This window comes from Hoeflea sp. 108, assembly GCF_000372965.1.
In the GTDB taxonomy this organism is placed as follows: Bacteria; Pseudomonadota; Alphaproteobacteria; order Rhizobiales; family Rhizobiaceae; genus Aminobacter.
Genome location: NZ_KB890024.1, coordinates 3,406,707 through 3,431,213 on the forward strand (window position 1 = coordinate 3,406,707; position 24,507 = coordinate 3,431,213).

The 24,507-nt window shown below is 62.8% G+C and carries 22 protein-coding genes; 10 read left to right on the top strand and 12 right to left on the bottom strand.

Annotation, left to right across the window (positions count from 1 at the left end; genetic code table 11):
* Nucleotides 1-31: 31 nt before the first annotated feature.
* The 3 genes from B015_RS0116945 to B015_RS0116955 all read left to right on the top strand — a co-directional run bounded on the left by B015_RS0116945 (nucleotide 32) and on the right by B015_RS0116955 (nucleotide 2,908).
* Nucleotides 32-1,453, top strand: a complete 1,422-nt coding sequence (locus B015_RS0116945) for an MFS transporter (RefSeq protein WP_026227388.1) — start codon at nucleotides 32-34, stop codon at nucleotides 1,451-1,453.
* A 48-nt stretch (nucleotides 1,454-1,501) separates the two neighbouring features.
* A complete protein-coding gene (locus B015_RS0116950; RefSeq protein ID WP_018428917.1) occupies nucleotides 1,502-1,873 on the top strand; it encodes a DUF4180 domain-containing protein in 372 nt (123 codons plus the stop codon).
* Between the two features lie 120 nt (nucleotides 1,874-1,993).
* On the top strand, nucleotides 1,994-2,908 hold the full coding sequence (locus B015_RS0116955) for a pyridoxal-phosphate dependent enzyme (RefSeq protein ID WP_018428918.1): 915 nt from the start codon (nucleotides 1,994-1,996) through the stop codon (nucleotides 2,906-2,908).
* A 53-nt stretch (nucleotides 2,909-2,961) separates the two neighbouring features.
* On the opposite strand, the gene B015_RS0116960 is transcribed toward B015_RS0116955, so the two are convergent.
* The gene (locus tag B015_RS0116960; RefSeq protein ID WP_018428919.1) at nucleotides 2,962-4,551 is read right to left on the bottom strand and encodes an ABC transporter substrate-binding protein; all 1,590 of its coding nucleotides are present in this window, start codon (nucleotides 4,549-4,551) and stop codon (nucleotides 2,962-2,964) included.
* Between the two features lie 392 nt (nucleotides 4,552-4,943).
* Between B015_RS0116960 and B015_RS0116965 the strand changes: the two genes are divergently transcribed.
* From B015_RS0116965 to B015_RS0116980, 3 genes are all read left to right on the top strand, one after another.
* The gene (locus tag B015_RS0116965) at nucleotides 4,944-6,992 is read left to right on the top strand and encodes an elongation factor G (protein WP_018428920.1); all 2,049 of its coding nucleotides are present in this window, start codon (nucleotides 4,944-4,946) and stop codon (nucleotides 6,990-6,992) included.
* A gap of 388 nt (nucleotides 6,993-7,380) precedes the next feature.
* The gene (gene msrP, locus B015_RS0116970) at nucleotides 7,381-8,340 is read left to right on the top strand and encodes a protein-methionine-sulfoxide reductase catalytic subunit MsrP (RefSeq protein ID WP_018428921.1); all 960 of its coding nucleotides are present in this window, start codon (nucleotides 7,381-7,383) and stop codon (nucleotides 8,338-8,340) included.
* Nucleotides 8,341-9,523: 1,183 nt separating this feature from the next.
* Complete coding sequence (locus B015_RS0116980) at nucleotides 9,524-10,021, top strand: isoprenylcysteine carboxylmethyltransferase family protein (RefSeq protein ID WP_026227389.1); 498 nt, start codon at nucleotides 9,524-9,526, stop codon at nucleotides 10,019-10,021.
* A gap of 9 nt (nucleotides 10,022-10,030) precedes the next feature.
* Here B015_RS0116980 and B015_RS0116985 read toward each other — a convergent pair whose 3' ends face one another.
* Both B015_RS0116985 and trxB read right to left on the bottom strand, forming a co-directional pair.
* Complete coding sequence (locus tag B015_RS0116985) at nucleotides 10,031-10,927, bottom strand: LysR family transcriptional regulator (protein ID WP_026227390.1); 897 nt, start codon at nucleotides 10,925-10,927, stop codon at nucleotides 10,031-10,033.
* A gap of 33 nt (nucleotides 10,928-10,960) precedes the next feature.
* A complete protein-coding gene (trxB, locus tag B015_RS0116990; RefSeq protein ID WP_018428925.1) occupies nucleotides 10,961-11,935 on the bottom strand; it encodes a thioredoxin-disulfide reductase in 975 nt (324 codons plus the stop codon).
* A gap of 286 nt (nucleotides 11,936-12,221) precedes the next feature.
* On the opposite strand from trxB, the gene B015_RS0116995 reads away from it, so the two are divergent.
* From B015_RS0116995 to B015_RS0117010, 4 genes are all read left to right on the top strand, one after another.
* A complete protein-coding gene (locus B015_RS0116995; protein WP_018428926.1) occupies nucleotides 12,222-12,692 on the top strand; it encodes an Lrp/AsnC family transcriptional regulator in 471 nt (156 codons plus the stop codon).
* 91 nt (nucleotides 12,693-12,783) lie between these two features.
* Nucleotides 12,784-14,370, top strand: coding sequence for a sulfatase-like hydrolase/transferase (locus B015_RS0117000; RefSeq protein WP_018428927.1), 1,587 nt, complete (start codon nucleotides 12,784-12,786; stop codon nucleotides 14,368-14,370).
* A 281-nt stretch (nucleotides 14,371-14,651) separates the two neighbouring features.
* On the top strand, nucleotides 14,652-15,362 hold the full coding sequence (locus B015_RS32225) for a TylF/MycF/NovP-related O-methyltransferase (protein ID WP_018428928.1): 711 nt from the start codon (nucleotides 14,652-14,654) through the stop codon (nucleotides 15,360-15,362).
* A gap of 9 nt (nucleotides 15,363-15,371) precedes the next feature.
* Nucleotides 15,372-16,211: a polysaccharide pyruvyl transferase family protein gene (locus B015_RS0117010; protein WP_040456285.1), complete on the top strand. Its 840-nt coding sequence runs from the start codon at nucleotides 15,372-15,374 to the stop codon at nucleotides 16,209-16,211.
* Nucleotides 16,212-16,253: 42 nt separating this feature from the next.
* Here B015_RS0117010 and B015_RS0117015 read toward each other — a convergent pair whose 3' ends face one another.
* The 9 genes from B015_RS0117015 to greA all read right to left on the bottom strand — a co-directional run bounded on the left by B015_RS0117015 (nucleotide 16,254) and on the right by greA (nucleotide 24,237).
* Nucleotides 16,254-17,102, bottom strand: coding sequence for a glycosyltransferase family 25 protein (locus B015_RS0117015; protein ID WP_018428930.1), 849 nt, complete (start codon nucleotides 17,100-17,102; stop codon nucleotides 16,254-16,256).
* Nucleotides 17,103-17,156: 54 nt separating this feature from the next.
* The gene (locus B015_RS0117020; protein WP_018428931.1) at nucleotides 17,157-17,900 is read right to left on the bottom strand and encodes a hypothetical protein; all 744 of its coding nucleotides are present in this window, start codon (nucleotides 17,898-17,900) and stop codon (nucleotides 17,157-17,159) included.
* Nucleotides 17,897-18,667, bottom strand: a complete 771-nt coding sequence (locus B015_RS31130; RefSeq protein WP_157632773.1) for a glycosyltransferase family 25 protein — start codon at nucleotides 18,665-18,667, stop codon at nucleotides 17,897-17,899. The genes B015_RS0117020 and B015_RS31130 overlap by 4 nt, the downstream gene beginning before the upstream one ends.
* Nucleotides 18,667-19,515, bottom strand: coding sequence for a glycosyltransferase family 25 protein (locus tag B015_RS32230; protein WP_018428933.1), 849 nt, complete (start codon nucleotides 19,513-19,515; stop codon nucleotides 18,667-18,669). Before B015_RS32230 ends, B015_RS31130 begins: the two co-directional genes overlap by 1 nt.
* Nucleotides 19,512-20,342 carry a glycosyltransferase family 2 protein gene (locus B015_RS0117035; protein WP_018428934.1) on the bottom strand — a complete coding sequence of 277 codons (831 nt, stop codon included), beginning with the start codon at nucleotides 20,340-20,342 and terminating at the stop codon, nucleotides 19,512-19,514. The genes B015_RS32230 and B015_RS0117035 overlap by 4 nt, the downstream gene beginning before the upstream one ends.
* Nucleotides 20,339-21,103, bottom strand: coding sequence for a glycosyltransferase family 2 protein (locus B015_RS0117040; protein ID WP_018428935.1), 765 nt, complete (start codon nucleotides 21,101-21,103; stop codon nucleotides 20,339-20,341). Before B015_RS0117040 ends, B015_RS0117035 begins: the two co-directional genes overlap by 4 nt.
* A gap of 27 nt (nucleotides 21,104-21,130) precedes the next feature.
* Complete coding sequence (locus tag B015_RS0117045; protein WP_245262207.1) at nucleotides 21,131-22,240, bottom strand: glycosyltransferase; 1,110 nt, start codon at nucleotides 22,238-22,240, stop codon at nucleotides 21,131-21,133.
* A gap of 394 nt (nucleotides 22,241-22,634) precedes the next feature.
* Entirely contained in the window at nucleotides 22,635-23,675 is a 1,041-nt protein-coding gene (locus B015_RS0117050) for a glycosyltransferase family 4 protein (protein ID WP_026227392.1), read from the bottom strand.
* 88 nt (nucleotides 23,676-23,763) lie between these two features.
* Nucleotides 23,764-24,237, bottom strand: a complete 474-nt coding sequence (greA, locus tag B015_RS0117055) for a transcription elongation factor GreA (RefSeq protein WP_018428938.1) — start codon at nucleotides 24,235-24,237, stop codon at nucleotides 23,764-23,766.
* Nucleotides 24,238-24,507: the final 270 nt, after the last annotated feature.

Below are 24,507 nucleotides of genomic sequence, written 5' to 3' on the forward strand. Positions count from 1 at the left end.
CCCCCGGGGAGCGACCTGGATGGAGAGCGCGATGAACTCGGCGACGGCGGAATACGAGCAGACGGGAAGCGGGCAGTCGGCAGCGACCCGCTGGATACTGGCCAGCCTGTCGCTGTCCATCCTGCTCTCGTCCCTCGGCACCAGCATTGCCAATGTCGGGCTGCCGACATTGGCACAGGCCTTCAATGCATCGTTCCAGCAGGTCCAATGGGTGGTGCTCGCCTATCTGCTGGCGGTCACCACGCTGGTCGTCGGCGTCGGCCGACTGGGCGACCTGATCGGCCGCAGGCGTCTGCTGATCGCCGGCATCGCCCTGTTCATCCTGGCTTCGGCGCTGTCAGCGGCGGCACCCAGTCTGCGGGTTCTGGTCGCCGCCCGCGCCGTGCAGGGACTGGGCGCCGCCGCGATGATGGCGCTTGCCATGGCGTTCGTCGGCGACACCGTGCCCAAGGCGCGCACCGCCAGCGCCATGGGGCTGCTCGGCGCCATGTCGGCAATCGGCACCGCACTTGGCCCTTCGCTCGGCGGCCTGCTCATAGCGGGGCCGGGTTGGCGCATGATCTTCCTGGTCAATGTGCCGCTCGGCCTGATCGCCCTGCTGCTGGCATACCGTCACCTGCCGGCGGACAAGGCGACGGCAGAACGGCCTCGCTTCGACATTGCGGGCACGGCGCTGCTGGCCGTGACGCTTGCCGCCTATGCCCTGTCGATGACGCTTGGCCGTGGGCAATTCGGCCTGCTGAACCTTGGCCTGATGGTCGCCGCCGGCATTGGTGTCGCACTCTTCCTGCGGGTCGAGACGCGAGCCGCAGCGCCACTGGTCAGGCTCTCCCTGCTCCGGGAGCCCGCCTTTGGCGCGAGCCTGGCCATGAGCGGGCTCGTCTCCACCGTGATGATGGCAACGCTTGTAGTCGGGCCATTTTACCTGTCGCGTGGTCTCGGGCTTGACGCCGCACTCGTCGGCCTCACGCTCTCGGCCGGCCCCGTGGTCACGGCGCTGACCAGCATCCCGGCAGGCCGCATCGCCGACCGCTTCGGCGCCCGGCGCATGACGATTGCCGGCCTTGCCGGCATGGCCATGGGAACGCTGGCTCTCGCGCTGATGCCTCTGGCGGCAGGTGTCGCCGGCTATGTCGTGCCCATCATCGTCACGACGACAGGCTATGCGCTGTTCCAGACGGCCAACAACACGGCCGTCATGGCCGACGTCAGTGCCGATCGGCGCGGCGTCGTTTCCGGCATGCTCAACCTCGCGCGCAATCTCGGACTGGTCACCGGGGCCGCGGTGATGGGCGCGGTGTTCGCATTTGCATCCGCGACATCGGGAGCTGCCGAGATATCGGCCACAGCCGCGGCCAGCGGCATGCGGGCGACATTCGGCGCGGCCCTGGTCCTTGTCGTCGCAGCGTTGGCTATGGCGATGGCGGTTTCGGCCGACAGGGCGAGGCGCTGAATCCCGGTGCCCCTTGCCCGGCCGCGCAGCCGAAGCTACTCACGCGGCATGACCCAGTTGATCGAAATCGGGACCCTGCGTGTCCTCAGCTTTGCCGGCGACGAAAAAGTCATCCGCGTGGCGGGCGATGCCAACGACTTCATCGGCGACGCATGGGCGCACCAGGCCGACATGCTGGCCATTCCGCTGGCGCGGCTCGGGCCGGATTTCCTGAAGCTCGGCACCGGCGTCGCCGGCGAGGTGTTCCAGAAATTCGTCAACTACCGCCTGCGCTGCGCCATTGTCGGCGACATCACAGCCAAGCTCGATAACAGCAAGGCGCTGCGCGACTTCGTCCGCGAAACCAACGCGGGCAACTCGATCTGGTTCGTGCCCGACATGGACGGCCTTCGCGACAGGCTCGCCGGCAAGGCGGCCTGAGCAGCAGGCTGGGCCGGGCGAGGCAAACACGCCCTCCGGCGTCGGCCGATGCGGCGCGCTGGCGCCGTCCGAAGAATTGGCCCATAAGCACCGAACCCATTTTCCTTGAGGTCGACAACAATGGCCCTGCATCTCAACACGCCGCTGCTCGAATCCCGCCCCCTGAGCCTGACGGCGGGGCGTTCGATCTGGCTGAAGATGGACGCGCTCCAGCCTTCCGGCTCGTTCAAGATCCGCGGCATCGGCGCGGCCTGCGAGCATCACGCCAAGGCGGGCAAGAGCCGCTTCGTCTCGTCCTCGGGCGGCAATGCCGGCATCGCTGTCGCCTATGCCGGACGCAGGCTGTCGCTCCCCGTCTCGGTCTTCGTTCCCGAGACGACGACCGACAAGGCAAAGGCCCTGATCCGGCAGGAGGGCGCCGAGGTCATCGTCCATGGCGCGTCCTGGCAGGAGGCCAACGAGCGCGCCCTGTCGGCGCTCGACGCTGATGCCGCCTTCATCCACCCCTTCGACGATCCGCTGCTGTGGACCGGCCATGCGACGATGATCGACGAGGTGGTCGCCGAGGGCGTCTCCTTCGACGCCGTCGCCGTGTCGGTCGGCGGCGGCGGGCTCATGTCGGGCATCGTCGAGGGCCTCGCGCGCAACGGTCTCGAACATATCCCCATCGTCGCCGTCGAGACCGAAGGCGCAGCCTCCCTGGCCGCTGCGATGAGGGCCGGACAACGGGTGCAGCTGCCCGCCATCACCAGCATCGCCACCTCTCTCGGCGCCCGCATGGTCAGCGCGCACGCTTTCGAGCTGACGCAAAGCCGGCCCATCGACAGCGTGGTCGTCAGCGACCGCACCGCCGTCGACGCGTGCCTGCGCTTTCTCGACGATCACCGCGTGCTGGTCGAGCCGGCCTGCGGCGCGACGCTTGCGCTTGCCTATACGCATTCGGCCTCGCTGGCGCGCTTCGACCGCGTGCTGATGATCGCCTGCGGCGGGGCAACGGCCTCGCTCGCTCAGCTTCAGGCCTGGCAGGTCGCCTGAAGGGTCCTGCAGGCCCTCTTCCCGCGAACGGGAAAAGGGCAAGGACAAAAAGATCAGGCGTTGATCCAGCACTTGGTCAGCGCGTGGCCGCCCATCAGCTCCCCATTGGGGTCGTCCACCCAGCCGCCGAGCTTGGGGCCGGAGGCGTCGATGTAGTTGTTGAACATCGGCACGATGACGCCGCCCTCGTCGCGCAGGATCAGCGCCGCCTGGCGATAGAGTTCCTTGCGCTTGACTTGATCGAGCTCGCCGCGCGCCGACAGGATCAGCTTGTCGAAATCGTCGCGGAAGAAGCGCGTGTCGTTCCATTCGGCCTTTGAGAGATAGGCGATGGAATAGACCTGGTCCTGCGTCGGCCGGCCGGTCCAGTAGGACATGGAGAAAGGCTGCTTGTTCCACACCTCCGACCAGTAGCCGTCGCCGGGCTCGCGCTTGACCTCGAGCGTGATGCCGGCCTTGGCCGCACTTTGCTGGTAGAGCTGGGCGGCATCGACCGCGCCGGGGAACGCGACGTCGGAGGTGCGCAGCAGCACCGGGCCGGAATGACCCGACTTCTTGTAGTGGAACGCTGCCTTGTCGGGATCGTAGGCACGCTGCTCGATGTCGTCGGAAAACAGCGCATAGGCCTTGGTCACCGGCATGTCGTTGCCGATCGAGCCGTAGCCGCTCAAAACCTTCTTGACCATCTCCTCGCGGTCGACGGCGTATTTGAGCGCCAGCCTCAGATCGTTGTTGTCGAAGGGCGCGGTGTTGCAATGGGCGATGAAGACATAATGACCCTTGCCCGGCACGTTGCGGATCTCGACGCCCGGCACGCGCTTGATGAGGTCGACGATCTTCGGCTCGACGCGATTGATCAGGTCTACCTGGCCGCCCTGGAGCGCTGCGGTGCGGGCGGTGGCGTCGTTGATGACGACGATCTCGATCTGGTCGGCATGGCCGCGCTTGTCGGAGCCCCAATAGCCCTTGTGCAGCTCGCCGACATGGCGCACGCCGGGCTCGTTGACGGCGACCTTGTAGGGGCCGGTGCCGATGCCGGCGGTCGGGTTGTCCTTGCCGCCATTGGGCTGGATCATCAGGTGATAGTCGCTGACCACGTAAGGCAGGTCGGCGTTCGGCTCCTTGAGCGTGATGACGACATAGTCGCCGTCCGTCTTGACGCTGTCGAACTGGCTGACGAAGGCGAGCGCGGCCGATTTCGAGTTCTCGTCGCTATGGCGCTCCAGCGTCGCCACCACATCGGCGGGCGTCAGGTCCTTGCCATTGTGAAAGGTCACGCCCTTGCGGATCTTGAAATGCCAGGTCTTGGCGTCGTCGGAAGCCTCGTAGGACTCCGCCAGCCGGGGCTCGATCTCGCCCGCCGGCGACACCTCGAGCATCTGTTCGCCCCAGCTGCGGCCGAGCGTATAGGGCACCTGGCTGGCCCAGCTGGCCGGGTCGAGGCTGTCGGTGGCCGCACCGCCGACCATGCCGGCGCGCAGGATGCCGCCCTTGGCCGGCGCCTGCGCCCTGGCTGCGCCTGCAATCAGGCTGTTGGCCGTCAGCGCCGTCACGCCAAGCGCAGCCGCGCGGCCGAGAAAATCGCGGCGCGACAGCCGTCCGCTGGCGACGAGGTGGCTCAGGTGATCGAGTTCGTTCGACATGCGAGAGAAATCCTCCGGTTATGCGCGGCATGATCGCCGTCGTTGCTGCTCCCTCCGGAATAGTGATTGGGCATGCCCCAGCGTAAGGGCTCTGGATGCGACATTTTCCGCCGCATTCCGGCACAGCCGGCAAATGTCCGTGACCGGTGCGCCCGACCGCGTTCTCCCCCTTGCCCAACCCGCAAAGCCGTGTGACGATAGGCTGAATCCTGGAGTTGCCGGCGTCCCTGTGGACGTGCCAAGGAGGCTCCCGCTTGTTGAAACTGTGCATCGGACCTGCCGATTTCCGGGCCGTTGCGCGAGGAGGTCTGAACAGAGTTTGAGTGCCCGCGACGGCCGAACAGGCCGGCCGCCGCTTCAGGGAAAGATGCCTGAGTGGAGGTCAGCTCGTCATGGGTAATCGCGCCGGAGGAAGGCGTACGGGACCGAAATGCATCGCCATCGTCGGTCCCTACGCCAGCGGTAAAACCACTCTCTTTGAAGCCCTTCTCGCCCGCACGGGCGCCATCCCCAAGCAGCAGCCGGTCGCCTCCGGCAACACGATCTCCGACCACTCCCCCGAGGCCAAGGCCCACGCCATGAGCGTCGAGGCCGTCTTCGCCACGACCCAGTTCATGGGCGAGAGCATCACCTTCATCGATTGTCCCGGCTCGGTCGAATTTGCCTTCGAGGCCGAACCGGTGCTCACGGCCTGCGACCTCGCAGTCGTGGTTGCCGAGCCCGACGAGAAGAAATTTCCGGCACTGCAGCTGATCATGCGCAAGCTTGATGAAATGGGCGTGCCGCGCATCCTGTTCCTCAACAAGATCGACAAGGCATCCGCCGGCATTCGCGACACGCTCAAGCTGCTGCAGCCCGTCAGCCGCACGCCGCTTTTGCTGCGCCAGATCCCGCTGCGCAAGGACGGCGTCATCGTCGGCTCGATCGACCTGGCGCTCGAGCGCGCCTACATCTACCGCGAATATGCCGAGAGCGAGATCGCCGACATTCCCGGCGACGAGAAGGCCCGTGAGCTCGAGGCCCGTTTCGCCATGCTGGAGACGCTGGCCGACCATGACGACCAGCTGATGGAGCAGTTGCTCGAGGAGATCGAGCCGCCCAAGGACGCGATCTTCGACGACCTTGCTGCCGACCTGCGCGACGGTTCGGTCACGCCGGTGCTGATCGGCTCGGCTGAAAAGGGCAATGGCGCACTGCGCCTGCTCAAGGCCATCCGCCACGACGCACCCGATGTCGAGGCGACGCGCAAGCGGCTCGGCGCGCCCGACGGCGGCACGATCGTGCAGGTGATGAAGACGATCCACACCTCCCATGGCGGCAAGCTGTCGGTGTCGCGCATCCTGTCCGGCAGCGTCTCCGACGGCGCCGAACTCTGGCTCAACGCCACCGACACCGCCAAAGTGTCCGGCATCTACCGCATGCTCGGGAAAGACCAGGCAAAACAATCGGGTGCCGCCGCCGGCGACACCGTGGCGCTCGGCAAACTCGACCATGTCGCGACCGGCCAGACGCTGACGACTGCCAAGGGTGGCACCAGGCAGCTGGCAACCCTAGAACCGCCCAAGCCCGTCTATGCCTTCGCGCTGCGCCCCAAGGAGCGCAAGGACGACGTCAAGATGTCGGCGGCAATCCAGCGCCTTGCCGAGGAGGACCCCTCGCTGACCCTGCACCACAACCAGGATTCGGCAGAGACGGTGCTGTCTGGCCATGGCGAGATGCATCTGCGGGTCGTGCGCGAACGCCTCGAAGGCCGCAACCAGATCGCCGTCGAGGGCCATGCGCCCGCCGTGCCCTATCGCGAGACGATCCGCAAAGGCGTGCAGCAGCGTGGCCGCCACAAGAAGCAGTCGGGCGGCCACGGCCAGTTCGGCGACGTCGTCATCGAGATCAAGCCGCTGCCGCGCGGCTCGGGCTTCGAGTTCACCGACACCATCACCGGCGGCGTGGTGCCCAAGCAGTACATCCAGTCGGTCGAGGCCGGCGCGCGCGACTTCCTCAAGACCGGCCCGCTCGGCTTCCCCGTGGTCGACGTCGCGGTCAACCTGTCCGACGGATCGTTCCACACGGTCGATTCCTCCGACATGGCCTTCCAGATGGCGGCCAAGATCGCCATGAAGGAAGGCATGGCGGCCTGCTCGCCGGTGCTGCTCGAGCCGATCATGAAGGTCTCGATCGTCACCCCGTCCGACGCCACCGCCCGCATCATCGCACTGGTGCCGCAGCGCCGCGGCCAGATCCTCGGCTACGATGCCCGCGACGGCTGGCCCGGCTGGGACGTGGTCGAGGCGACCATGCCGCAATCGGAGATCGGCGACCTCATCATCGAGTTGCGCTCGGCCACCGCAGGCGTCGCCACCTACCGCGCCGAGTTCGATCATATGGCCGAACTCACCGGCCGCCTCGCCGACGAGGCCATGCAGCAGGCCGGCAAGGCCGCGTGACAGCCATGCCGGGCGATCCATCGGGGTCGCCCGGCATCAACTGGCGTGCCGCCTCGACCCGGTTCGTGCCGGCCTGGCGCCGCCAGAGACAGGCCGGTGTCTTCGTCGATGTCGGCTGCCAGCGGTCGCCTGCTGCCACAGTCCAGAACCGTTGCCCCGGGCGCCCGCAGAGACAGGACGAGCGGGTCGCGCCTCGGGAGGCGAGGATGCCTGCGGACCGCCATCTCGTCTTCCCGGACCACGCAAGCGAACGCCTCACGCACTATCAAACTCCCGTGACCACTGCCCTCGCGACGAAACACCTGGCATCCCGCACGCGTATGTGAACAGGCAGAGATTGATTTCGCCGCCGCGCAGGGCAAACCTTGCGGCCGACAGGAGCACACGAATGGCAGTGATACATCGTCGTCCGACATGGGCGATATCGGAAGCGCAGGCCACGCCTGAGCATATCTTCCTCAACCGCCGTACCATTCTCGCCGGCATGGGGCTTGGGCTGGCGACCGCGGCCATGCCCCGCCCTGCCCGCGCCGAGGACGCCGACCCGACAGCCGATCTCTACCCGGCCAGGCCGAACGCGGCCTACAAGCTCGACCGCTCGCTGACACCAGAGGAGATCAACGCCAACTACAACAACTTCTATGAATACGGGACCTACAAGGAGATCGCGGCGAGCGCCCAGATGCTGAAGACGCGGCCCTGGGAGATCGAGATCGGCGGGCTGGTCGACAAGCCGCTGACGCTCGGCATCGACGAGCTGATCCGCAAGTTCCCGCTGGAAACCCGGCTCTATCGCCACCGTTGCGTCGAGGCCTGGTCGATGACCATCCCGTGGACGGGCTTTCCGCTGAAGGCGCTGGTCGCCATGGCGAACCCCAAGGCAGACGCAAAATTCATCCGCTTCGAAACCTTCCTCGATCCCAAGATGGCGCCGGGTCAGAACGACTTCGTCTATCCCTGGCCCTACATCGAAGGCGTCACCATCGAGGAGGCGGCGCTCGACCTGCCCTTCCTCGTCACCGGCGCCTACGACAAGCCGCTGGCAAAGCAGTTCGGCGCGCCGATCCGGCTGGCGCTGCCGTGGAAATACGGTTTCAAGTCGATCAAGTCGATCCGCAAGATCGACTTCGTCGCCGAGCAGCCGCAAGGGCTGTGGGAGGCGATCCAGCCGAGCGAGTATGGCTTCTGGGCGAATGTGAATCCCGAGGTGCCGCATCCGCGCTGGAGCCAGGCCAAGGAACGCGTGCTGCATACGGGCGAACTGGTGCCGACGCAGCTGTTCAACGGCTATGCCCAAGAGGTCGGCCAGATCTATGCCGGCAAGGATCCGGCAACGCTCTATATGTGATCTTGGAGGGGCAAAAGAAAAGCGGCGTCCAAGGAAATCCCTGGACACCGCTTTTTGCGGACCGTTCCGCGGGAGGCGGGACGGCAGGTCCGCCGCTTCGTGGCCGACGTTTGATCCATCGGCAATCTGCTGGACGCGGCGCGTTGCCTAAGCCCGGCACGTTCGGGTGATGCCCCCATCTCCCGGCGCGCCATCACCGCGTCCAAGTAAAAGCTAGGCGCATCAGTGGGTTCGGGGAACGTTACCCGATGTTACATGTCACTGTTACGCGGGGCGGCCATGCAGCTTTACCGGGCGTTAACCCCATGTCGGCCGGCGCCGTCGCCTCCAGAACCGGAAACGAAAATGCGTGCGGCGGGGCATTCTGACCAGTGGTTGCGCATGCCCTGACGGCCGACCGGAAATGACGGTGCTCGTGCCGTGCGGCAGCCGGGCCGCACGCAGCACCCTGGGAAGGGCCGCCTCCCCTCCCGGCTCCATGCCCGGCACTACGTGGTTCGACGGGCTCACGCCGAGCGTCGTCGAAACGCCAACGCAAACTTCAACACGGCCCTGGTCCGGGCATCCATCGTCCACGACATCGGTGCTCCAAGGCCTGATAGCGCAGATACATCTCGGGACCTGGCGGCCACCCGACACCCTCGAGCCGAGGCCGAGCAGTGGAAGATCGATCGGTGGATTTTGGCTGCCGCCCTGCGCCGCAAGATGGTGCGTAAAGCAGCGCGTTCGATCGAGGCCGATGAGGGAAAAAGTCTGAATTCAGGCAACAAAAAAGCCGGATCCAAGAAGATCCGGCTGAGTTTGTTTGGAAGTGCCGATTAAGGCTAACCTCCAGAGGGGAACACTCGAGGGCGCTAATGGGAGGAGGAACGCGCCCTGGAGATGATCGTTATATGTGCTTTCCTTGCCCAAGAAACAAGCATCTATTTTGCAACGCACGCATGCAAAAAGACGCGGGCTGTGGTCCAACATTGTTAGAATGGCGATAGGACCAGAATTTTCGCTGAAAAGCGACGATTTTTGCTGCAGCACTGCACATTCGCATGGCGTCTTGCCGGCAATATCAGGCCGAAATTCATGCTGCACTGCAATGACGACGTTTCAGGCACGCCACGTCCATTGTTGCGGCAGAAATCGATCCATGGGCAAACTGGCGGCATCCGGATGAATGGGAGTGCACGGCATGCGCAAGGCATCGGCAGTCCTCGGCAGCACCGCCTTCTTCATCGCAGCACCGGTCATGGTGGCCGGCGTCCTGCCCTGGCTGCTGCTTGGCGGTTATGCCCGGCAACTGGCGCCCTGGCCGCTGGCGGCCGCGGGCGCGGTGCTCGTCGCCGGCGGACTGGCCGTCCTGCTCCACGCCTTTGGCCGCTTCGTTCGCGAAGGCGCGGGCACCCCTGCCCCGATCGCACCGACGGAACGGCTGGTGGTCGGCGGCGCCTACCGCCACGTCCGCAACCCGATGTATGTGGCGGTGATTGCCATCATCGTCGGCCAGGCGCTTTTGTTTTCGAGCTGGCTGGTTGCGGCCTACGCCGTGCTGGCCGGCATGACCATGGCGGCTTTCGTGCGCGCCTATGAGGAGCCTGTCCTCACCCGTCGCTACGGCCTCGACTACGAGCGCTACCGCCGAGCGGTGCCGGGCTGGCTGCCGCGCCTCACGCCGTGGCGCGGCGACTGACATCAGGTCTCAGAAGGCCCAGCTGCGCGCCTTGGAGATGACGAAATCACGGAAGGCATGCAGCTTGGCCTGCTCCTTCATCGTGTCGGGATAGGCGAAATAAGTGTCGAAGGACGGCACTTCGGTCTCCGGCAGGAGTTGCACCAGCCCCGCATCCTTGCCCACCACATAATCGGGCAGCATGGCGATGCCGGCGCCGGTCTGCACGGCCCGCTTGATCGACAGGATGTCGTTGATCTGCAATGTCGGCACGCGCTGTCCGCTCTCGAAATCGCCCACCGTCTCCAGCCAGTTGAGTTCGCTCAGATGTGTCGGCACCGGCACGCCGAAGGTGACGATGCGATGGTTCTTGAGATCGGCGATGGAGGCCGGCTTGCCATATTTGGCGATGTAGCCGGGCGACGCGTAGAGATGGAAATGCACGGTGAACAGCCGGCGCTGGATCAGATCGGGCTGCTGTGGCTGGCGCAGGCGAATGGCGCAGTCGGCCTGGCGCATGGTCAGGTCCAGCTCCTCATTGGCGAGGATCAGCTGCAGCTGGATTTCCGGATAAAGCTCGAGGAATTCCTGGATGCGCTCGGTCAGCCAGCCGGCGCCGAGGCCGACGGTGGTGGTCACGCGCAGCACGCCCGACGGCCGGTCCTTGGTCTCGGTCAGCCGCGACTTAATGGTCTCGAGCTTGACCAGCACGTCATGGGCTGTGCGGAACAGCATCTCGCCCTGCTCGGTCAGCACCAGGCCGCGCGCATGGCGATGGAACAGCGGCACGCCGATGTCGTGTTCGAGCGCGCTGACCTGGCGCGAGATGGCCGATTGCGACAGACGCAGCGTCTCCGCCGCATGTGTGAACGAGCCAGCCTCCGCCGCGGCGTGAAACACGCGCAACTTGTCCCAATCCAACGCCATTTTTTCCCCTCGTTTATAAGGCGTTTGGTCGGCCTATTCGGCCGCTTCGCGATGCACTTCTATGCCGGCCAGGTACTTTTCGGCTTCGAGCGCGGCCATGCAGCCGAGCCCGGCGGCCGTCACCGCCTGGCGGTAGATGTCGTCGGTCACGTCGCCGGCGGCAAACACGCCCGGCACGTTGGTGCGCGTCGAGTTCGCCTCGGTCCACAGATAGCCGTTCGGCTTCTGCTTGAGCTTGCCGACGAACAGCTCGACCGCCGGCGCATGGCCGATCGCCACGAACACGCCGTCGGTCGCCATTTCGGTGATGGCGCCGGTGTTGACGTTCCTGAGCCTCACCGCATTGACCGACGGCGGCAGCGGCTTCTGCGCCGGTGCGCCCACGATCTCGTCGACGGCATGATCCCAGACCACCTTGATGTTGTCCTTGGCAAACAGCCGCTCCTGCAGGATGCGCTCGGCGCGGAAGTGGTCGCGGCGATGGACGACCGTCACCGTCTTGGCGAGGTTGGAGAGGTAAAGCGCTTCCTCGACGGCCGAATTGCCGCCGCCGACCACCACCACGTCCTTGCCGCGGTAGAAGAAGCCGTCGCAGGTGGCGCAGGCCGACACGCCAAAGCCCTGGAACACCTGTTCGGAGGGCAGGCCGAGCCACTTGGCCTGGGCGCCGGTGGCGATGATCAGCGCGTCGGCCGTGTAGAGCGTGCCGGAATCGCCCTTGGCGCGGAACGGCCGCACGTCGAGATCGACCTCGGTGATGATGTCGTGGATCATCTCGGTGCCGACATGCTCGGCCTGGAGACGCATCTGCTCCATCAGCCACGGGCCCTGGATCGGCTCGGCGAAGCCGGGATAGTTCTCGACCTCGGTGGTGATCATGAGCTGGCCACCCTGCTGGATGCCGGCGACGAGCATCGGCTTCAGCATCGCGCGCGCAGCATAGATCGCGGCCGTATAGCCGGCCGGACCTGAACCGATGATGAGGACTGGCGCATGTTTGGCGGTCATCTGGAAGCCTTCACAGTCAATGGAAACGGGCAGCGCCCGAAAACAGGGCGCCAACAGCCCCTAATCTAGGTGTTCCCCCCCTTGCCGCGCAAGGCGACAAGATGTTCCTCCCCCGAAAGCTTTGTCGCAGCTCCGCCCGGCCTGCACAGTTCGGCCTGCCGTTTCGTCATGCAACAAAGCGGGGCAACAAAGCGGGCATTTTGCCTGGCCGAGCTTCCCCAAGTCCACCCGAGTAGTTTAATTACAAGAAAGCGTAAGATTCTTGCGCAAACTTTCCGGAGCACCCATGCCCATCAAGGCCGATCTCGACGCCATCGACTGGAAGATCCTGCGCGAACTGCAGGATGACGGGCGCATGACCAATGTCGAGCTGTCGCGCCGGGTCGGCATCTCCGCCCCGCCCTGCCTGCGCCGCGTCAAGCGCCTCGAGGACGAGGGCATCATCCAGCGCTACCGCGCTTTGCTCAACGCACCGGCGCTCGGCATGGACGTCGTCGCCTTCTGCCTCGTCGGCCTCAACCGCCAGTCGGAAGTCGACCTGAAATCCTTCGCCGACCGCACCCGCGGCTGGCCGATCGTGCGCAGCGCCTGGATGGTGTCGGGCGAATCCGACTTCATGCTCCACTGCGTCGCCCCCGACCTCGGCACCTTCCAGACCTTCGTCATCGAGGAACTGACATCCTCGCCCAACGTCGACACCGTGCGCACGGCGCTGACGATCAGGCAGGTGAAGGACGAGGGACTGGTGGGGATTTGAACCAACTCCTGGAACCGGAATTAATTTCGCACATCGCATTTTTGCCGCTGCCGGCGCCTGCTGCGGCGCAATCTACTATGCCGAAAACAACATGCGGACCGGATATTTCTCGGTCTTTATGTTTCTGGTGATTGCCGGCATCTTCGAGATCGCAACATCAAATAGATGGGTTGCGATCGGCCTTTCCGTGTCCTTTATCGTCAGCCTGTTCATCCTGTCGAAATTGAAATACAAATACACGAGATTTGCTCTCGTCTACAATGATATATTTGGATTCGACAGAAAGGTTTACAGAGACATATTCAGAACCTACGGAAAAGATGCATTCGCAGCCACGGCATTGATTGTCGTTTTGGCTGCACTGTTCGTCGTGGTTCTGTTCTTCGCGGGAGACAGCAACAACCACCCCGCAGTCGTCTATTCGTCATTGGTGATCAGCGCGACCGGAGCCTGGCTTCTGGTGCCTTACGCGATGAATGAATATCGGCGTGCAAACTGGGACGGCCGGCACATTTCGACGTTCCTTGCGACCATGCTCGCGCAACGTTTCAGGCCGGCAGACATGACACGCCTGACAATCAGCGCGCCTCCCTCGTCCGCCAATATCGGAAAACCCGCAAGCCAGGTAGACGAAGCTCCGCACATCATTCTGATCGGAGGAGAGTCGACCTTTCCACCAAGGCTTTTCGAGCTCCCTGAAGAACCTGACATCGCCCGGTTCTTCGACGGTAAGGAAGGGCTCCGCGAGTTGAAGGTGGAAATCTTCGGCGGCCAGACCATCCTGTCGCATACAAGCTGCCTGACCGGCCTCTCGACGCTGCTTTTTGGTGAGAATCGCGCCTACGCTCCTCGCTTCTGGCGGGATCGCATCGGGGTCTCCCTACCCTTCTTCCTGAAGTCTCACGGCTACTCCGTCACGGCCTTGCTATCTGGCCAACGCGACTGGATGGGCATCGGAGGTTTATACGAGACGATCGGGATCGACAGCGTCTTCGAAGCATCCGACTACATGACTGCCGATGGCGTCGATACGATGTATGCGAGAGACTCATCCGTCTACGCCGCCGCGCTCGCAGACCTGGGCTCTCGCATGGAACGGGGCAGAACCTGCACCATCGTCGAGACGATGCGCAACCACGGCCCGCATACCAAGACGCTGACCAATGAAGCTCGCGAAGTAAGCTCCAGGGACTGGTTTGCAGACACCTGCAGATCCTTGAACCGCCCGCTCCTGCATCAAGCCGCCGAATGGTATGGCCGACTGCGCGCCTCGGTGGACGATTACAATGATTTCAAGACGAAACTGGCCGCCAACCACCCCAATCAGACCTTCCTGATTGTTCACTACGGCGACCATCAGCCGACATTCTGCGCGGACATTCAGGGCGCCTCCCCCGAACAACTCTTCAAGACCTATCTGACAGTGGACTGGATCGGGCAGTCGCCTGAGGGCTCGCAAGTCTGCGCAGCCGGGAGCCTCCCGATCTTTTTCGTCGACGTCCTGCTTGCCCGGGCAGCGGGCCTGCCGTTGGATGGCTTTTTGCAGGCCAAGCAGGTGCTGCTTGAGTCCGACCCCCAGAACGCCTGCTTTGACAGCCCCCAATACCAAGGATTGATTGCCAGCCTCGTCGAGAGCGGAAAACTCAGGCCCGGCAACTACTCGATCCAGGCGAGTTGACACCATCAAAATCCCGGAAGCAACATTTGCCCACGATCGGGACACTACCTATTTTTCAGCGACCCTCTCTGAAAATGCCGGAAACACCTCCATCAACAGAAGACTGATTTCGGATCTTTTCGAAAAGAGCGCGGAACAAAACAGAGGCCTGGGAAGGTTTGTTTCAAACGTGATGAAGCGCCTGAGGTGGGAAAAGCTCGCGCTTTGAGTCCTTGGCCGCGGGCGGTTGAATGGCGTCAGGATTAGTGGCAATAGGCGCCTGACAATCCCAGGGACTACAAATGCTCAACGGACTCATTCGGCGCCTGACGGGGCGAGCGCACCCTTACAGGGAGTTGCCCGGCATCGCCAAGAGCGTGATGGCCGAACATCTCACCTATCTTTCGATCGAGCGCATGCAGTCGCTACTGAGCGAGATCGAAGCCGTCAAAAAGTCCAATGTCGCAGGTGATTTTGCGGAGTTCGGCGTCGCCCTTGGTGGCTCCGCGATCGTCATCGCAAGCCTGAGAGAGAGCCGAAGCTTCGAGGGCTACGATGTCTTTGGGCAGATACCGGAACCAGGCACCTCCGACAGGTCGGATGCACACAGCAGATATGAAGTCATTCGCAACGGGCTGTCTCAGGGACTCGCTGGCGAGGAATATTACGGCTACAGAAAAGACCTGTATGGTGACGTCGTGGCAGCATTCGCAAGGCACGGCCTTGATGTTGATGACGTCAGTATCGCCCTGAAAAAAGGCCTGTTCCAAGACACGCTTCACCCACATCCGCACAAGCGCTACAGCCTTGTCCACATCGATTGCGACTGGCACGACCCGGTGTACTTTTGCTTGAAGACGCTTTCACCTCAGTTGAGTTCTGGAGCCGCAGTCTTGATCGACGACTACAGCGACTACGAAGGATGTCGACTTGCCGTTGATCGCGCGCTCCGCGAGGACAAGACCTTGAAACTGGACCGCGTCAAGCCGCACGCTGTACTCCGCAAGATATAAAGAAAAATAATGAAAATTCTTCTTCTGAAATACGACAATACCGACAACATCGGAGACGTAGTACAGACACTTGCGGTCGCTCAACACATTCAAAAACATGACGGATTTATTGAACGCGATCACATGAACAGCTACGACGGCGAAGAATGCATCGTCGTAATGAATGGCTGGTTCTCGCATGAACCGCAAAATTGGCCGCCGTCACCCAAGATCACTCCGATTTTCTTCGGTTTCCACATGACCTCCCAGGCGGCAGCCTTCTACTCCGAGCACAAGGAGTACTTCCGCAGATTTCAGCCCATCGGGTGCCGCGATCTGGGAACTGCCGAGATAATTCGCGGCTGGGGTGTAGAGGCATATGTCAGCGGCTGCGCGACAATGACATTTTCCGAGCGACCGGAAGCGCCTGCGAACCCCAAGGTGGTCCTGGTCGACGTCCCCCGACAGCACTTCGATCGAGGAGAGCGAGCGAATTTCGTCTACGAAAGCCACATAATGCCCGCCCATTGGTCGCATCTCTCTCAAGATGCCAAGATCGATACGGCGAAGGCTCTCCTCGAACTGTATCGCAGCGAGGCTGGCACAGTCGTCACATCGCGCATTCATTGCGCCATGCCCTGTTTTGCAATGGGAATTCCGACGGTCTACAGCGGGATCGTCGAGTACCGCACCGCACTGATCAATGACATCGGAATCCCCAGCTACGCCTTCTCGAAGTTCAGGCGAATGAAAGTGAAGGCGCTGCCATTTAGGGCGCCGAGCTATAAAGAAAGAAAGCAGGCCATTGCGGCCGACCTCAGGAAGCGACTGGAACTGGCGGGTGTTCCCCTCGCCCCTTGGAGGCCATGACAACAGCGGGAGGCTCTTGTCTCTCTCGCCCTCGCGAGCGGCCTATTGCAGAAGACGACCGGCGTCCTCGGCCTTGCCGTCACCGGCGAGAGCGAGCGGCCCGGTAGGATGCAACAGGACCGCCTTGCGACGCTCGCCGCGGAGAAGCCTCGCCAGCTTGTCGGCCAGACGCGCGAACTCCCGCGCCACCCGGGTCGGAAAGTTGCCCTTGGCGCGCTTGATGGCCGGCGTGATGGCCAATGTTATGGTCGAGGCCATCGGACCGTCGGCGTACCCATGGTAGAACAGGTGTTGAAAGCAGGCGGCAGGCACCAGCGCCTCGATATCGGCCATCTTGAACACATCGCCGCTCGTGGTGAACATCATGTGATCGATGGGTGCCGAGTAGTGTCTGGCCGCCTCGACAAGCTTGCGCGCGCAGCGCCTGGATATCAGGTATCCGCAGGTTCCATATGTATCCCAGCTCAGGCGATGCGCCCTGTAGCCATCGCAAACCTTCCGTCCATTTGCTGAAATCCAGGCACGCTCAGGCCAGCCTTCCAGCCGTATGATGTCTGCACCTGCCTTGTAGAGCTGATGGTCGGTCACGACCCGCTTGAAGTTGGAGGCAAAGATCACATCGTCTTCAAGGACCAGCCCGTAGTCATCCTGTCCCCCGGCGATCTGCTCCCAGGCAAGTCTGTGACTGAGAAAGCAGCCGACCTGGCCTGCGGTGGTGGATTTTTGGCCGGGTGCGAGCCTTGTGACCTCGTCGATGAGTTCCGGCGACAGCGCGTTTCCGTCCACGGCCGATATCCGCTGGAACGGGAGATCCAACTGCTGCAGCATGTCGCGCATTTGCAGCATGCGCTCTGGGGACCGGTCGAGGTTGATAACATAGGCCCTGATCAAGCAACACTCCAGGTCTCGGGATGGCAGAAGGCGCGCAAGCGGAAAGACGCGGGGCTATTCGTAGTCACGGAAATCCGGAGGCGGCAAATGGCGACCGAGCCGGGAGCGATAGCGATAGCTCAATGGCGCGAGCACATCACCAAGCAGGAAGCTCCACGCCAAAGGATATCGTGACGGTCCGTCGCCGTAGTCGACTCCACGCCGCTCTTTGGGATGCCGCGCCGGATTCTTGATCAGGTGCGGCAGCAACGCATCAAGCCTTCGCTCAACGATATCAAGCCATTGCTTTGTAAATTCGGTTCGCGGTCGGAACGCGAAGGCGCAATTGCCGATAAGTTGCGCGTGATTTCTCCTGAGATGGAGATATGCGATCTTGTTGAAGATATAGAACGAGCGCCTTCCAAGGTAATAATAGACGCCATCGATGTGCGACTTGTTTACCAGAGCAACCCCGTCCCTGAGTTCGGCATATCCCACTCCCAGAGAGCCATCGGCCTCCATCCGCTCGAGGCTTTCAGCCCACGACGCCGTTGTCCTCTTGATGTCGGAATAGCCGCCGCCGTGAAAATGCATGAAATAGGCGCGAAGATAGTCCGACTGGTGAATTGGACTGAGATACTGAAAGGCCGGGTGCAATGGATGATCTTGCAGGACCCACTTAGGCAATTCGCTGCGATCGACAAGGATGATGTCGCATTCGCTGCTGCCCATCGTCTCCAGACAGCGCATCCTGTTGTCGCTCATGGGATTTGCGCCTGGCCAGAAAACAAAAATTCTGCGCGACATTTTCTCGGTCATCGAAATTTGACTCTTTTCCAATCTCCGCCCCGAACTGACGCCGAGCAAAAGTACCAGGCCCGCTTCAACGGCCTCGTCAGTTCCCTTGTCAGTTTCGCAACTCCGTGCACGGCCTTCGCCTCGGGACGATCCCTTTCGAGCGTACTTGGCAACTCTGCTCGACCTTCGGCGATGAACATGTCCTGGATGCAGATCGCGGGGTCAACCTGATAGATCCGCAACTGCTGCGAGGGGACGCAGTCGGCGTTGAACAGGAACTGGTCTACCGGATCGACGAACTCGGCGCTCCAGTCCAGCAGCTTTCGGGCAGCCGCGCTGGACACGATATAGCCCGCCCCACCTGCATGGGTGGCCCGCATGCGACGAAGCGATCGACCGAAATGGACAGCATGCGGCCGATCCAACACGGTGCGAACGAAAGTCGTCTCCAGCTTGACGATGTCTGCGTCTTCAGGAATCCACATGTCGTCGCGCAAGAACTGCCCGATGTCCTGACCGAAGTGAACATCGTCTTCAAAGATTGCGGTATGTCTGGAGTGCCCGGAAGCGGCAATTTGCCAGCATTGGCGATGACTGAGAAAACAAGCGATCTCACCTCGCCTCAGCTGGTAGAACTTGCCGATTGGGCGACGAAGGGAGGCTTCTGGCAAGGTGTTTCCGTCTACAGCCGATACGCGGCTGAAATCGACGCCGGCTTCCTCGAAAATCGGCGCCATGCGCGTGAGCCGATCGGACGAGCGATCCAGGTTGATGAGCAGCAGCTTCATCACTTCTGCCCGCCTGCGGAGACACCGGTCCCAACAGGAACTCTCAGGAAGATGGATGTTTTCAGTCCGACAGCCTGCGCCTTGTACATCAGGCCCGCGATTTGACGCCCCACGCGCACCACCTCATGCCTGAGTTTTGCAATGCCACGCCGCCGAGCCGATCGCGTGTCCGTTCTGTGAAACGCGTGACGGTTCCCCGCGATCTCGCTCGCAAGCGCGTTTACGCTCGTTTCGGGCGTTATCCAGACATCCTGGACACAGATGGCCGGCACGATCTGCAATGAAACAAGCTCGTGCAGCATGCCTTCCGTCGGCGAAAACAATATGACATCCGCGGGCTCGATCTTGCGCGCTGTGTGTTCGACGAGCCTGGCCGCAGCCCCTCGAGAGATGAAATAGCCGCCGGAGCCGAAATTCTTCGATTTCAGGCGCCTGAGATCATGGTCAAACGGCTTCGACCAGACCCTGTAGGACAACTCTCTCTTTTGGGTATCGGTCTCGGCTCTGACGATTTCGGCGCCCTGCGGTATCCAGTCGTCATGGCGCAGAAAAAGTGGGGCGGCCGCGGACAGGTGAATGTCGTCCTCGGCGACAAATGCCCATTCGTCGGCGCCATCCACGACCAGTTGCCACGCTTTGCGGTGGCTGAGCAGGCAGCCCATCTCCGCCGGCGACATGGAGTTATGGCCAGATGCGCGCTTCAGCAGGCGTTCGAACTCGTCATTCGGCAGCTGCCGGGCATCGACGGCAGGCACCCTGACGACGTCGACGCCCTTGCCCTCCACTTGGCCCATGAACCATTCGAGCCGTTCGGGCGAACGGTCGAGATTGATCAGATAGACCTTCATTTCACGTTCGACTTTCCGGCTGCGATGCGCGACGAGGCCTGTATTCGGCTCATCACGGTCTGCCAATTGCCCTCGGCTTTGCTGCGGTCGGCCATCTTGTGCCAGATGTGGAGCACCTCGGTGGCCCAGGTACCCGACCGGCGTTCGATGCCCGCCTCATACATGCGGAAGACGAAATCGACATCCTCATGCCCCCAGCCCGTCAGGCCTTCGTCATAACCGCCGATCCTGACGACGTCGCGTTTCCAGCTTCCGATGTTGCAGCCTTTGACGCGCCGCCAGGTGAATTTGTGGTAGTTGCGGAAGCCGGCATCGGGAAGGCGGGCAAACAGCGGGATGACCTTGGCCAGTTGCCCCCCCGCCCGGTATCGCAGCGCATGGCGTTTCAGGGCACTGAAATCGACGTCACCGCGCGCGCAGAGTTCGGCGCTGAGGTCGGGGCCCATCATGATGCGACTTCCGGTCACCAGATAGCCGGGCTTGGCCAGGCGTCGATGTTGACGGATGAAGTCCGGCTGGGTGATGCAGTCGCCATCGAGGAAAATCAGATAGTCGCCGCGCGACGCCTCGATGGCCTTGTTGAGGATCTGCGTACGCCGGAACCCGATATCCTCGTGCCAGACATGGTTGACGGCAATATCGGTCGCGGCAGCGAGCTTTTGCACCAATTGCCTGGTTTCGTCTCCCGATCCGTCGTCGGCGACCACGATCTCGAAGTCGCGATCGGTCTGCGCCATCAGCGAGCGGAACGACAGGTTGAGCGCCGGAACCCAGTTGTAGGTATTGACGATGACTGTGATCGACGGAACGCCGGGACCTCCAGTCATTTCGGCGCCTTCGGGCCGGCCTGCTGACCGTTCCATATCTTCAGGTAGCGATAATAGGTTCCCTGCGCGGCCGAGACGGCGTTGGCAAGACCGTGTCCGCCGTCGAGGAAGCCGCGCTTGAGGACATAGGTCCTGAAGAACATCCACATGCCGCGCGATACGGCCTTGCCGACCGAGGATGTGCGCCCCGCCTCCAGCGCCTGCCTTGCCGAGGCTTCCGTATAGGCGTCGGTCTTCTTCAGGACATCGGAGAAGTTGCGGAAACTGTAATGCAGAAGCTTCCCCGGCAGCCGTGCGACGGCTCCATCCGGCACCAGCCGCTCATGCACCAGCGCATCGCTGAAGCGCGCAGTGCCGCGCCGGAACAGGCGCAGCACATAGTCGGGACTGGTACCGGAGTAGCGCAGGAACTTGCCGCAATACCAGGTCATGCGCGACATCTCGTAAGCATCGCTCGACGACTGCCCCGCAACGACCGCCTTGATCGCATCGGCCAATTCAGGCGAAACACGCTCGTCCGCATCCAGCGACAGCACCCACTGCTCCTGCGCCAGCGCCAGGACCCTGTTCTTCTGGACTCCAAAACCCTGCCAGTTGCTGGCGACATGCACCCTGGCGCCCATTTCGGCGGCCATTTCCCGCGTCCTGTCGGAGCTTCCGCCATCGAGAACGACAACCTCGTCGGCAAAGCCGACGCTTTCCAGGCACGGGCCGATGTTCTGTTCTTCGTCCTGCGTGATGATGATGACCGAAAGCCCCATATCCCCGCCTCTCCTAAGCTTTCCCGGTCATGGATGTCGGATTGCCGCAATATCCGGCTTTTGCGGCGCGACGGCCGACACGTCACCCAGATGCCGCGCCACATGCGCGCGGAAGGAAGCATCGATTTGCCGATAGCGACTGCGTGCCGACGTCCCAAGCACGGACTTCTCGGCCGCCGGCATGATCAGCAAGCCCTCGATCGCCGCCTCCAGCGCCTTGCGGTCGACATAAAAACTCTCGCCGAGATGCCGTGGCTCGGAGCGCGCGACATCCACCAGGACGCCGCAGCTCGCGTCGATATGCTCGTTCATCGGCGGCGCGTCGGTGGTGACCACCACGGCCCCCGCCGACATTGCCTCGACGATGTGATGGCCCCACCCCTCCGCCCGCGACGGGCACAGGTGAATGCCGCAGGCATTCTGCAGGCGCTTCAGCTCGGCATCATCGATATGACCGGAAAGCAGCGTCACGTTGTCAGGCACGCTGTCAGGCGCGTTTTCGGCCTTCTGCACCAGGATCAGCCTTGGCCATTCGGGATGCGCGCGCCACAGCGCCATCACATCCTCCGTGCCCTTCAGCGTGCTGCCCCCAGCCAGATGAAGGAACAGGCTCCAGTCCTTTTCGACGCTCGCCTCGAGACGATCCTCCGAGGTGAAGCCGATATAGGTCGTCGGCACGCCAAGCGCCGAGAAGACGGTCTCGGCATGCCTGGTCTTGGCAAGGACACGATCGATCCTGCGAAGTCTCGCGATATGCCGACGTGGAAAGCGCTCCTGGTTGGGGATGAGGAAATTCCGCGCCCCGGCGGAAAACCAGGCGGGAAATGCACGCTCGATATGGATGATGGCCGAGGCCGCTCGCCGGCGCAGCAGCCAGTCCAGCAGCCTGCGCCCGCGGCTGGCTGCAAAGCCCGACCGTCCGCCGGCCTCGCCGATTGCCTCCACCAGCAATTTGACGTCGCGTGTGAGGCCATAATTGTTGTCGCGCGCGACAAACAAATAGTCGAGCAACCCGCCGGAGCGGGCAGACCTCGCGGATCCCTCGTCGATCGCATCCATTGTAGCCACCGGCGCGACGCCATGCGTCTCGCCGTGCGTATCCTCGACGCGCCCGAAAGTCAAAGAACGGCCGTTCAACTGCCTCTCCCGAGGCGCTGACAGGCTTCACCAGACATGACATAGGCGGACATGACATAGGCGGCCGCCACAACGCCGACCACGTCTGCATCTGGCCATTGCCCGGACAGGCTGCCCAGCCCATCGAGGTTGATAGAATATGTTTTCAAGCACGATCTCGCATAATCGTGCCCCCGAACCCGATGCGGCAATACGGCAAACGTCAGCCTGCGGCAAGCCGGGAGCAGACGGCTTTACAAGCTCCTGTCTCTATCAGGAATTCCGTCAGGATGTGGGGAAATCTGTGTATTTCCCCAAAAACGGGCAAGCAACCCAGGCGAGAAGTTGAGTCAAATCCAGAATACAACCTGACGCAATTGATCGGCCGTGACTTTCCCCAGCGTCGGCGGTTGCTTCAGCCCTGCGCCCATACCCGCTCGTAGACTTCGCGCAGGCCGGTCGCCTCGTTTTCGAGGCGGAAGCGCTTTGTCACATCCTCGAGCCCTGCGGAGCCATGCATCACCGCCAGCGCCGGATCGTCGAGATAAGGCCTGATCGCCTCGCGCAACGCACCGCCATCGCCCGCAGGCACGACGGCGCCGGTGACGCCCGGCGTGACGATCTCCTGATAGGAACCGGCGGTGCTCGCCACCACGGCCGTGCGCGAGGCCATGGCTTCGAGCGGCGTCAGGCCGAAACCCTCGTTGCGGGAAGGCGCGACATAGACGGTGACGCGTCGATACCAGACCGCGACGTCGGGCACTTCGCCGAGGAACAGGATGCGGTCCGAAAGACCGGCGGCAGCGATGCGCTGCGCAAGCTCGTCGGCAAAGCCCTTGTGCTCTGCGGTGACACGGCCGGTGATGACAGCCGTCCATTCGGGGTGATGGGGCAGCAGCGAAATCATGGCGTCGACAAAAAGGTCCGTGCCCTTCTGGTGGCGGACACGACCGAAGCAGCCGATGGCATATCTGCCGGGCAGGCGAGCTGCGGCGAACTCATCTTCAGGTCCGCGCGCGGGATGGAATTTTTCGAGGTCGACACCGTGCATGACGACCTTGTGCGGCACTTCGAGGAAGCCCCCCGAAAGACGGCTGGTCGCAATCACGCCGTCCATCCGGCGGATCAGCCACTTGGTGAACGGCCTGTGATCGCGCTGGGCGGCAGAGGTGAACACAAGCCTGAGCGGCGTACGGAAGACGTGGCGCAGCACCAGCCCGGCCAGCATCTCGACATTGCGCCTGGCGTGCCAGATGCGTGGCCGCCCGGAGGATGGCCGCTTCAGCAGCAACGGCAGCTGCCACCAGCGCATCTTCGGCAGGCTGTCCGGCAGGCCCGGCCCGACCACGGCGATGCCGAGGTCGCGTGCCTGCACCGGCACCAGCTGCACGATGGTGCTGGTGACGCCAGAAAGACGCTTCTTGAGATTGGGCGCCACCACCTCGATGCGCGCCATGTGGACCGCGCCGGGGTTTCCGGCGCGGGCTTTCGTTTCGGTCATCTTTGCCTGATCCGGCAGCGCGACTGCCAAGCCGTGCCTCGCCTCAGATGAACTGGACCTGGACGATCTCGTAGCCGCGTGCGCCGCCCGGCGCGTTGACCTCGATGGCGTCGCCCACTTCCTTGCCGATCAGCGCACGCGCGATCGGCGACGAGATCGAGATACGGCCGAGCTTCACATCGGCTTCCTGGTCGCCGACGATCTGGTAGGTCTTCTCTTCTTCGGTGTCCTCGTCGACCAGAACGACCGTGGCGCCGAACTTGATCTTGTCGCCATTGAGCTTGGTGACGTCGATCACCTCGGCGCGCGCGATCAGGTCCTCGAGTTCGTTGACACGTCCCTCGTTGAGGCTCTGCGATTCCTTGGCCGCGTGATATTCGGCGTTTTCCGAAAGGTCGCCATGCGAGCGAGCCTCGGCAATGGCCTCGATGATGCGCGGACGTTCTTCCTGCTGGCGCCAGCGCAGCTCTTCCTTCAGCGCGACGAATCCACCCGCCGTCATCGGAACCTTGTTCATAGTCGACCTCTCCTGGCCTTTGCCCCGCGCACTTTGCTGCCGCGAGGCACAAAAAAGAAAACGGTCCGGTGGCCTCGCCAACGGAACCGTCTCACATCGATGTCCCCTCAATATAGCAATACTCCAGCAGAATTCACGTCAAAAAATGACGCGGCTGCCATCGGCCTGTTGGCAAGCCGCCTGAGGAGACGCTTGCGGTCACCCCCTTGTGATTGGATTTGCAGGGCTTCGGCGCGTTGCAATGCCGGCAACGACGCAACGGAAACTGAC

Coding starts and splice junctions, on each gene's coding strand:
- B015_RS0116945 (WP_026227388.1), top strand. CDS start 32: ATGAACTCGGCGACGGCGGAATACGAGCAGACGGGAAGCGGGCAGTCG.
- B015_RS0116950 (WP_018428917.1), top strand. CDS start 1,502: ATGACCCAGTTGATCGAAATCGGGACCCTGCGTGTCCTCAGCTTTGCC.
- B015_RS0116955 (WP_018428918.1), top strand. CDS start 1,994: ATGGCCCTGCATCTCAACACGCCGCTGCTCGAATCCCGCCCCCTGAGC.
- B015_RS0116960 (WP_018428919.1), bottom strand. CDS start 4,551: ATGTCGAACGAACTCGATCACCTGAGCCACCTCGTCGCCAGCGGACGG.
- B015_RS0116965 (WP_018428920.1), top strand. CDS start 4,944: ATGGGTAATCGCGCCGGAGGAAGGCGTACGGGACCGAAATGCATCGCC.
- msrP (WP_018428921.1), top strand. CDS start 7,381: ATGGCAGTGATACATCGTCGTCCGACATGGGCGATATCGGAAGCGCAG.
- B015_RS0116980 (WP_026227389.1), top strand. CDS start 9,524: ATGCGCAAGGCATCGGCAGTCCTCGGCAGCACCGCCTTCTTCATCGCA.
- B015_RS0116985 (WP_026227390.1), bottom strand. CDS start 10,927: ATGGCGTTGGATTGGGACAAGTTGCGCGTGTTTCACGCCGCGGCGGAG.
- trxB (WP_018428925.1), bottom strand. CDS start 11,935: ATGACCGCCAAACATGCGCCAGTCCTCATCATCGGTTCAGGTCCGGCC.
- B015_RS0116995 (WP_018428926.1), top strand. CDS start 12,222: ATGCCCATCAAGGCCGATCTCGACGCCATCGACTGGAAGATCCTGCGC.
- B015_RS0117000 (WP_018428927.1), top strand. CDS start 12,784: ATGCGGACCGGATATTTCTCGGTCTTTATGTTTCTGGTGATTGCCGGC.
- B015_RS32225 (WP_018428928.1), top strand. CDS start 14,652: ATGCTCAACGGACTCATTCGGCGCCTGACGGGGCGAGCGCACCCTTAC.
- B015_RS0117010 (WP_040456285.1), top strand. CDS start 15,372: ATGAAAATTCTTCTTCTGAAATACGACAATACCGACAACATCGGAGAC.
- B015_RS0117020 (WP_018428931.1), bottom strand. CDS start 17,900: ATGACCGAGAAAATGTCGCGCAGAATTTTTGTTTTCTGGCCAGGCGCA.
- B015_RS31130 (WP_157632773.1), bottom strand. CDS start 18,667: ATGAAGCTGCTGCTCATCAACCTGGATCGCTCGTCCGATCGGCTCACG.
- B015_RS32230 (WP_018428933.1), bottom strand. CDS start 19,515: ATGAAGGTCTATCTGATCAATCTCGACCGTTCGCCCGAACGGCTCGAA.
- B015_RS0117035 (WP_018428934.1), bottom strand. CDS start 20,342: ATGACTGGAGGTCCCGGCGTTCCGTCGATCACAGTCATCGTCAATACC.
- B015_RS0117040 (WP_018428935.1), bottom strand. CDS start 21,103: ATGGGGCTTTCGGTCATCATCATCACGCAGGACGAAGAACAGAACATC.
- B015_RS0117050 (WP_026227392.1), bottom strand. CDS start 23,675: ATGGCGCGCATCGAGGTGGTGGCGCCCAATCTCAAGAAGCGTCTTTCT.
- greA (WP_018428938.1), bottom strand. CDS start 24,237: ATGAACAAGGTTCCGATGACGGCGGGTGGATTCGTCGCGCTGAAGGAA.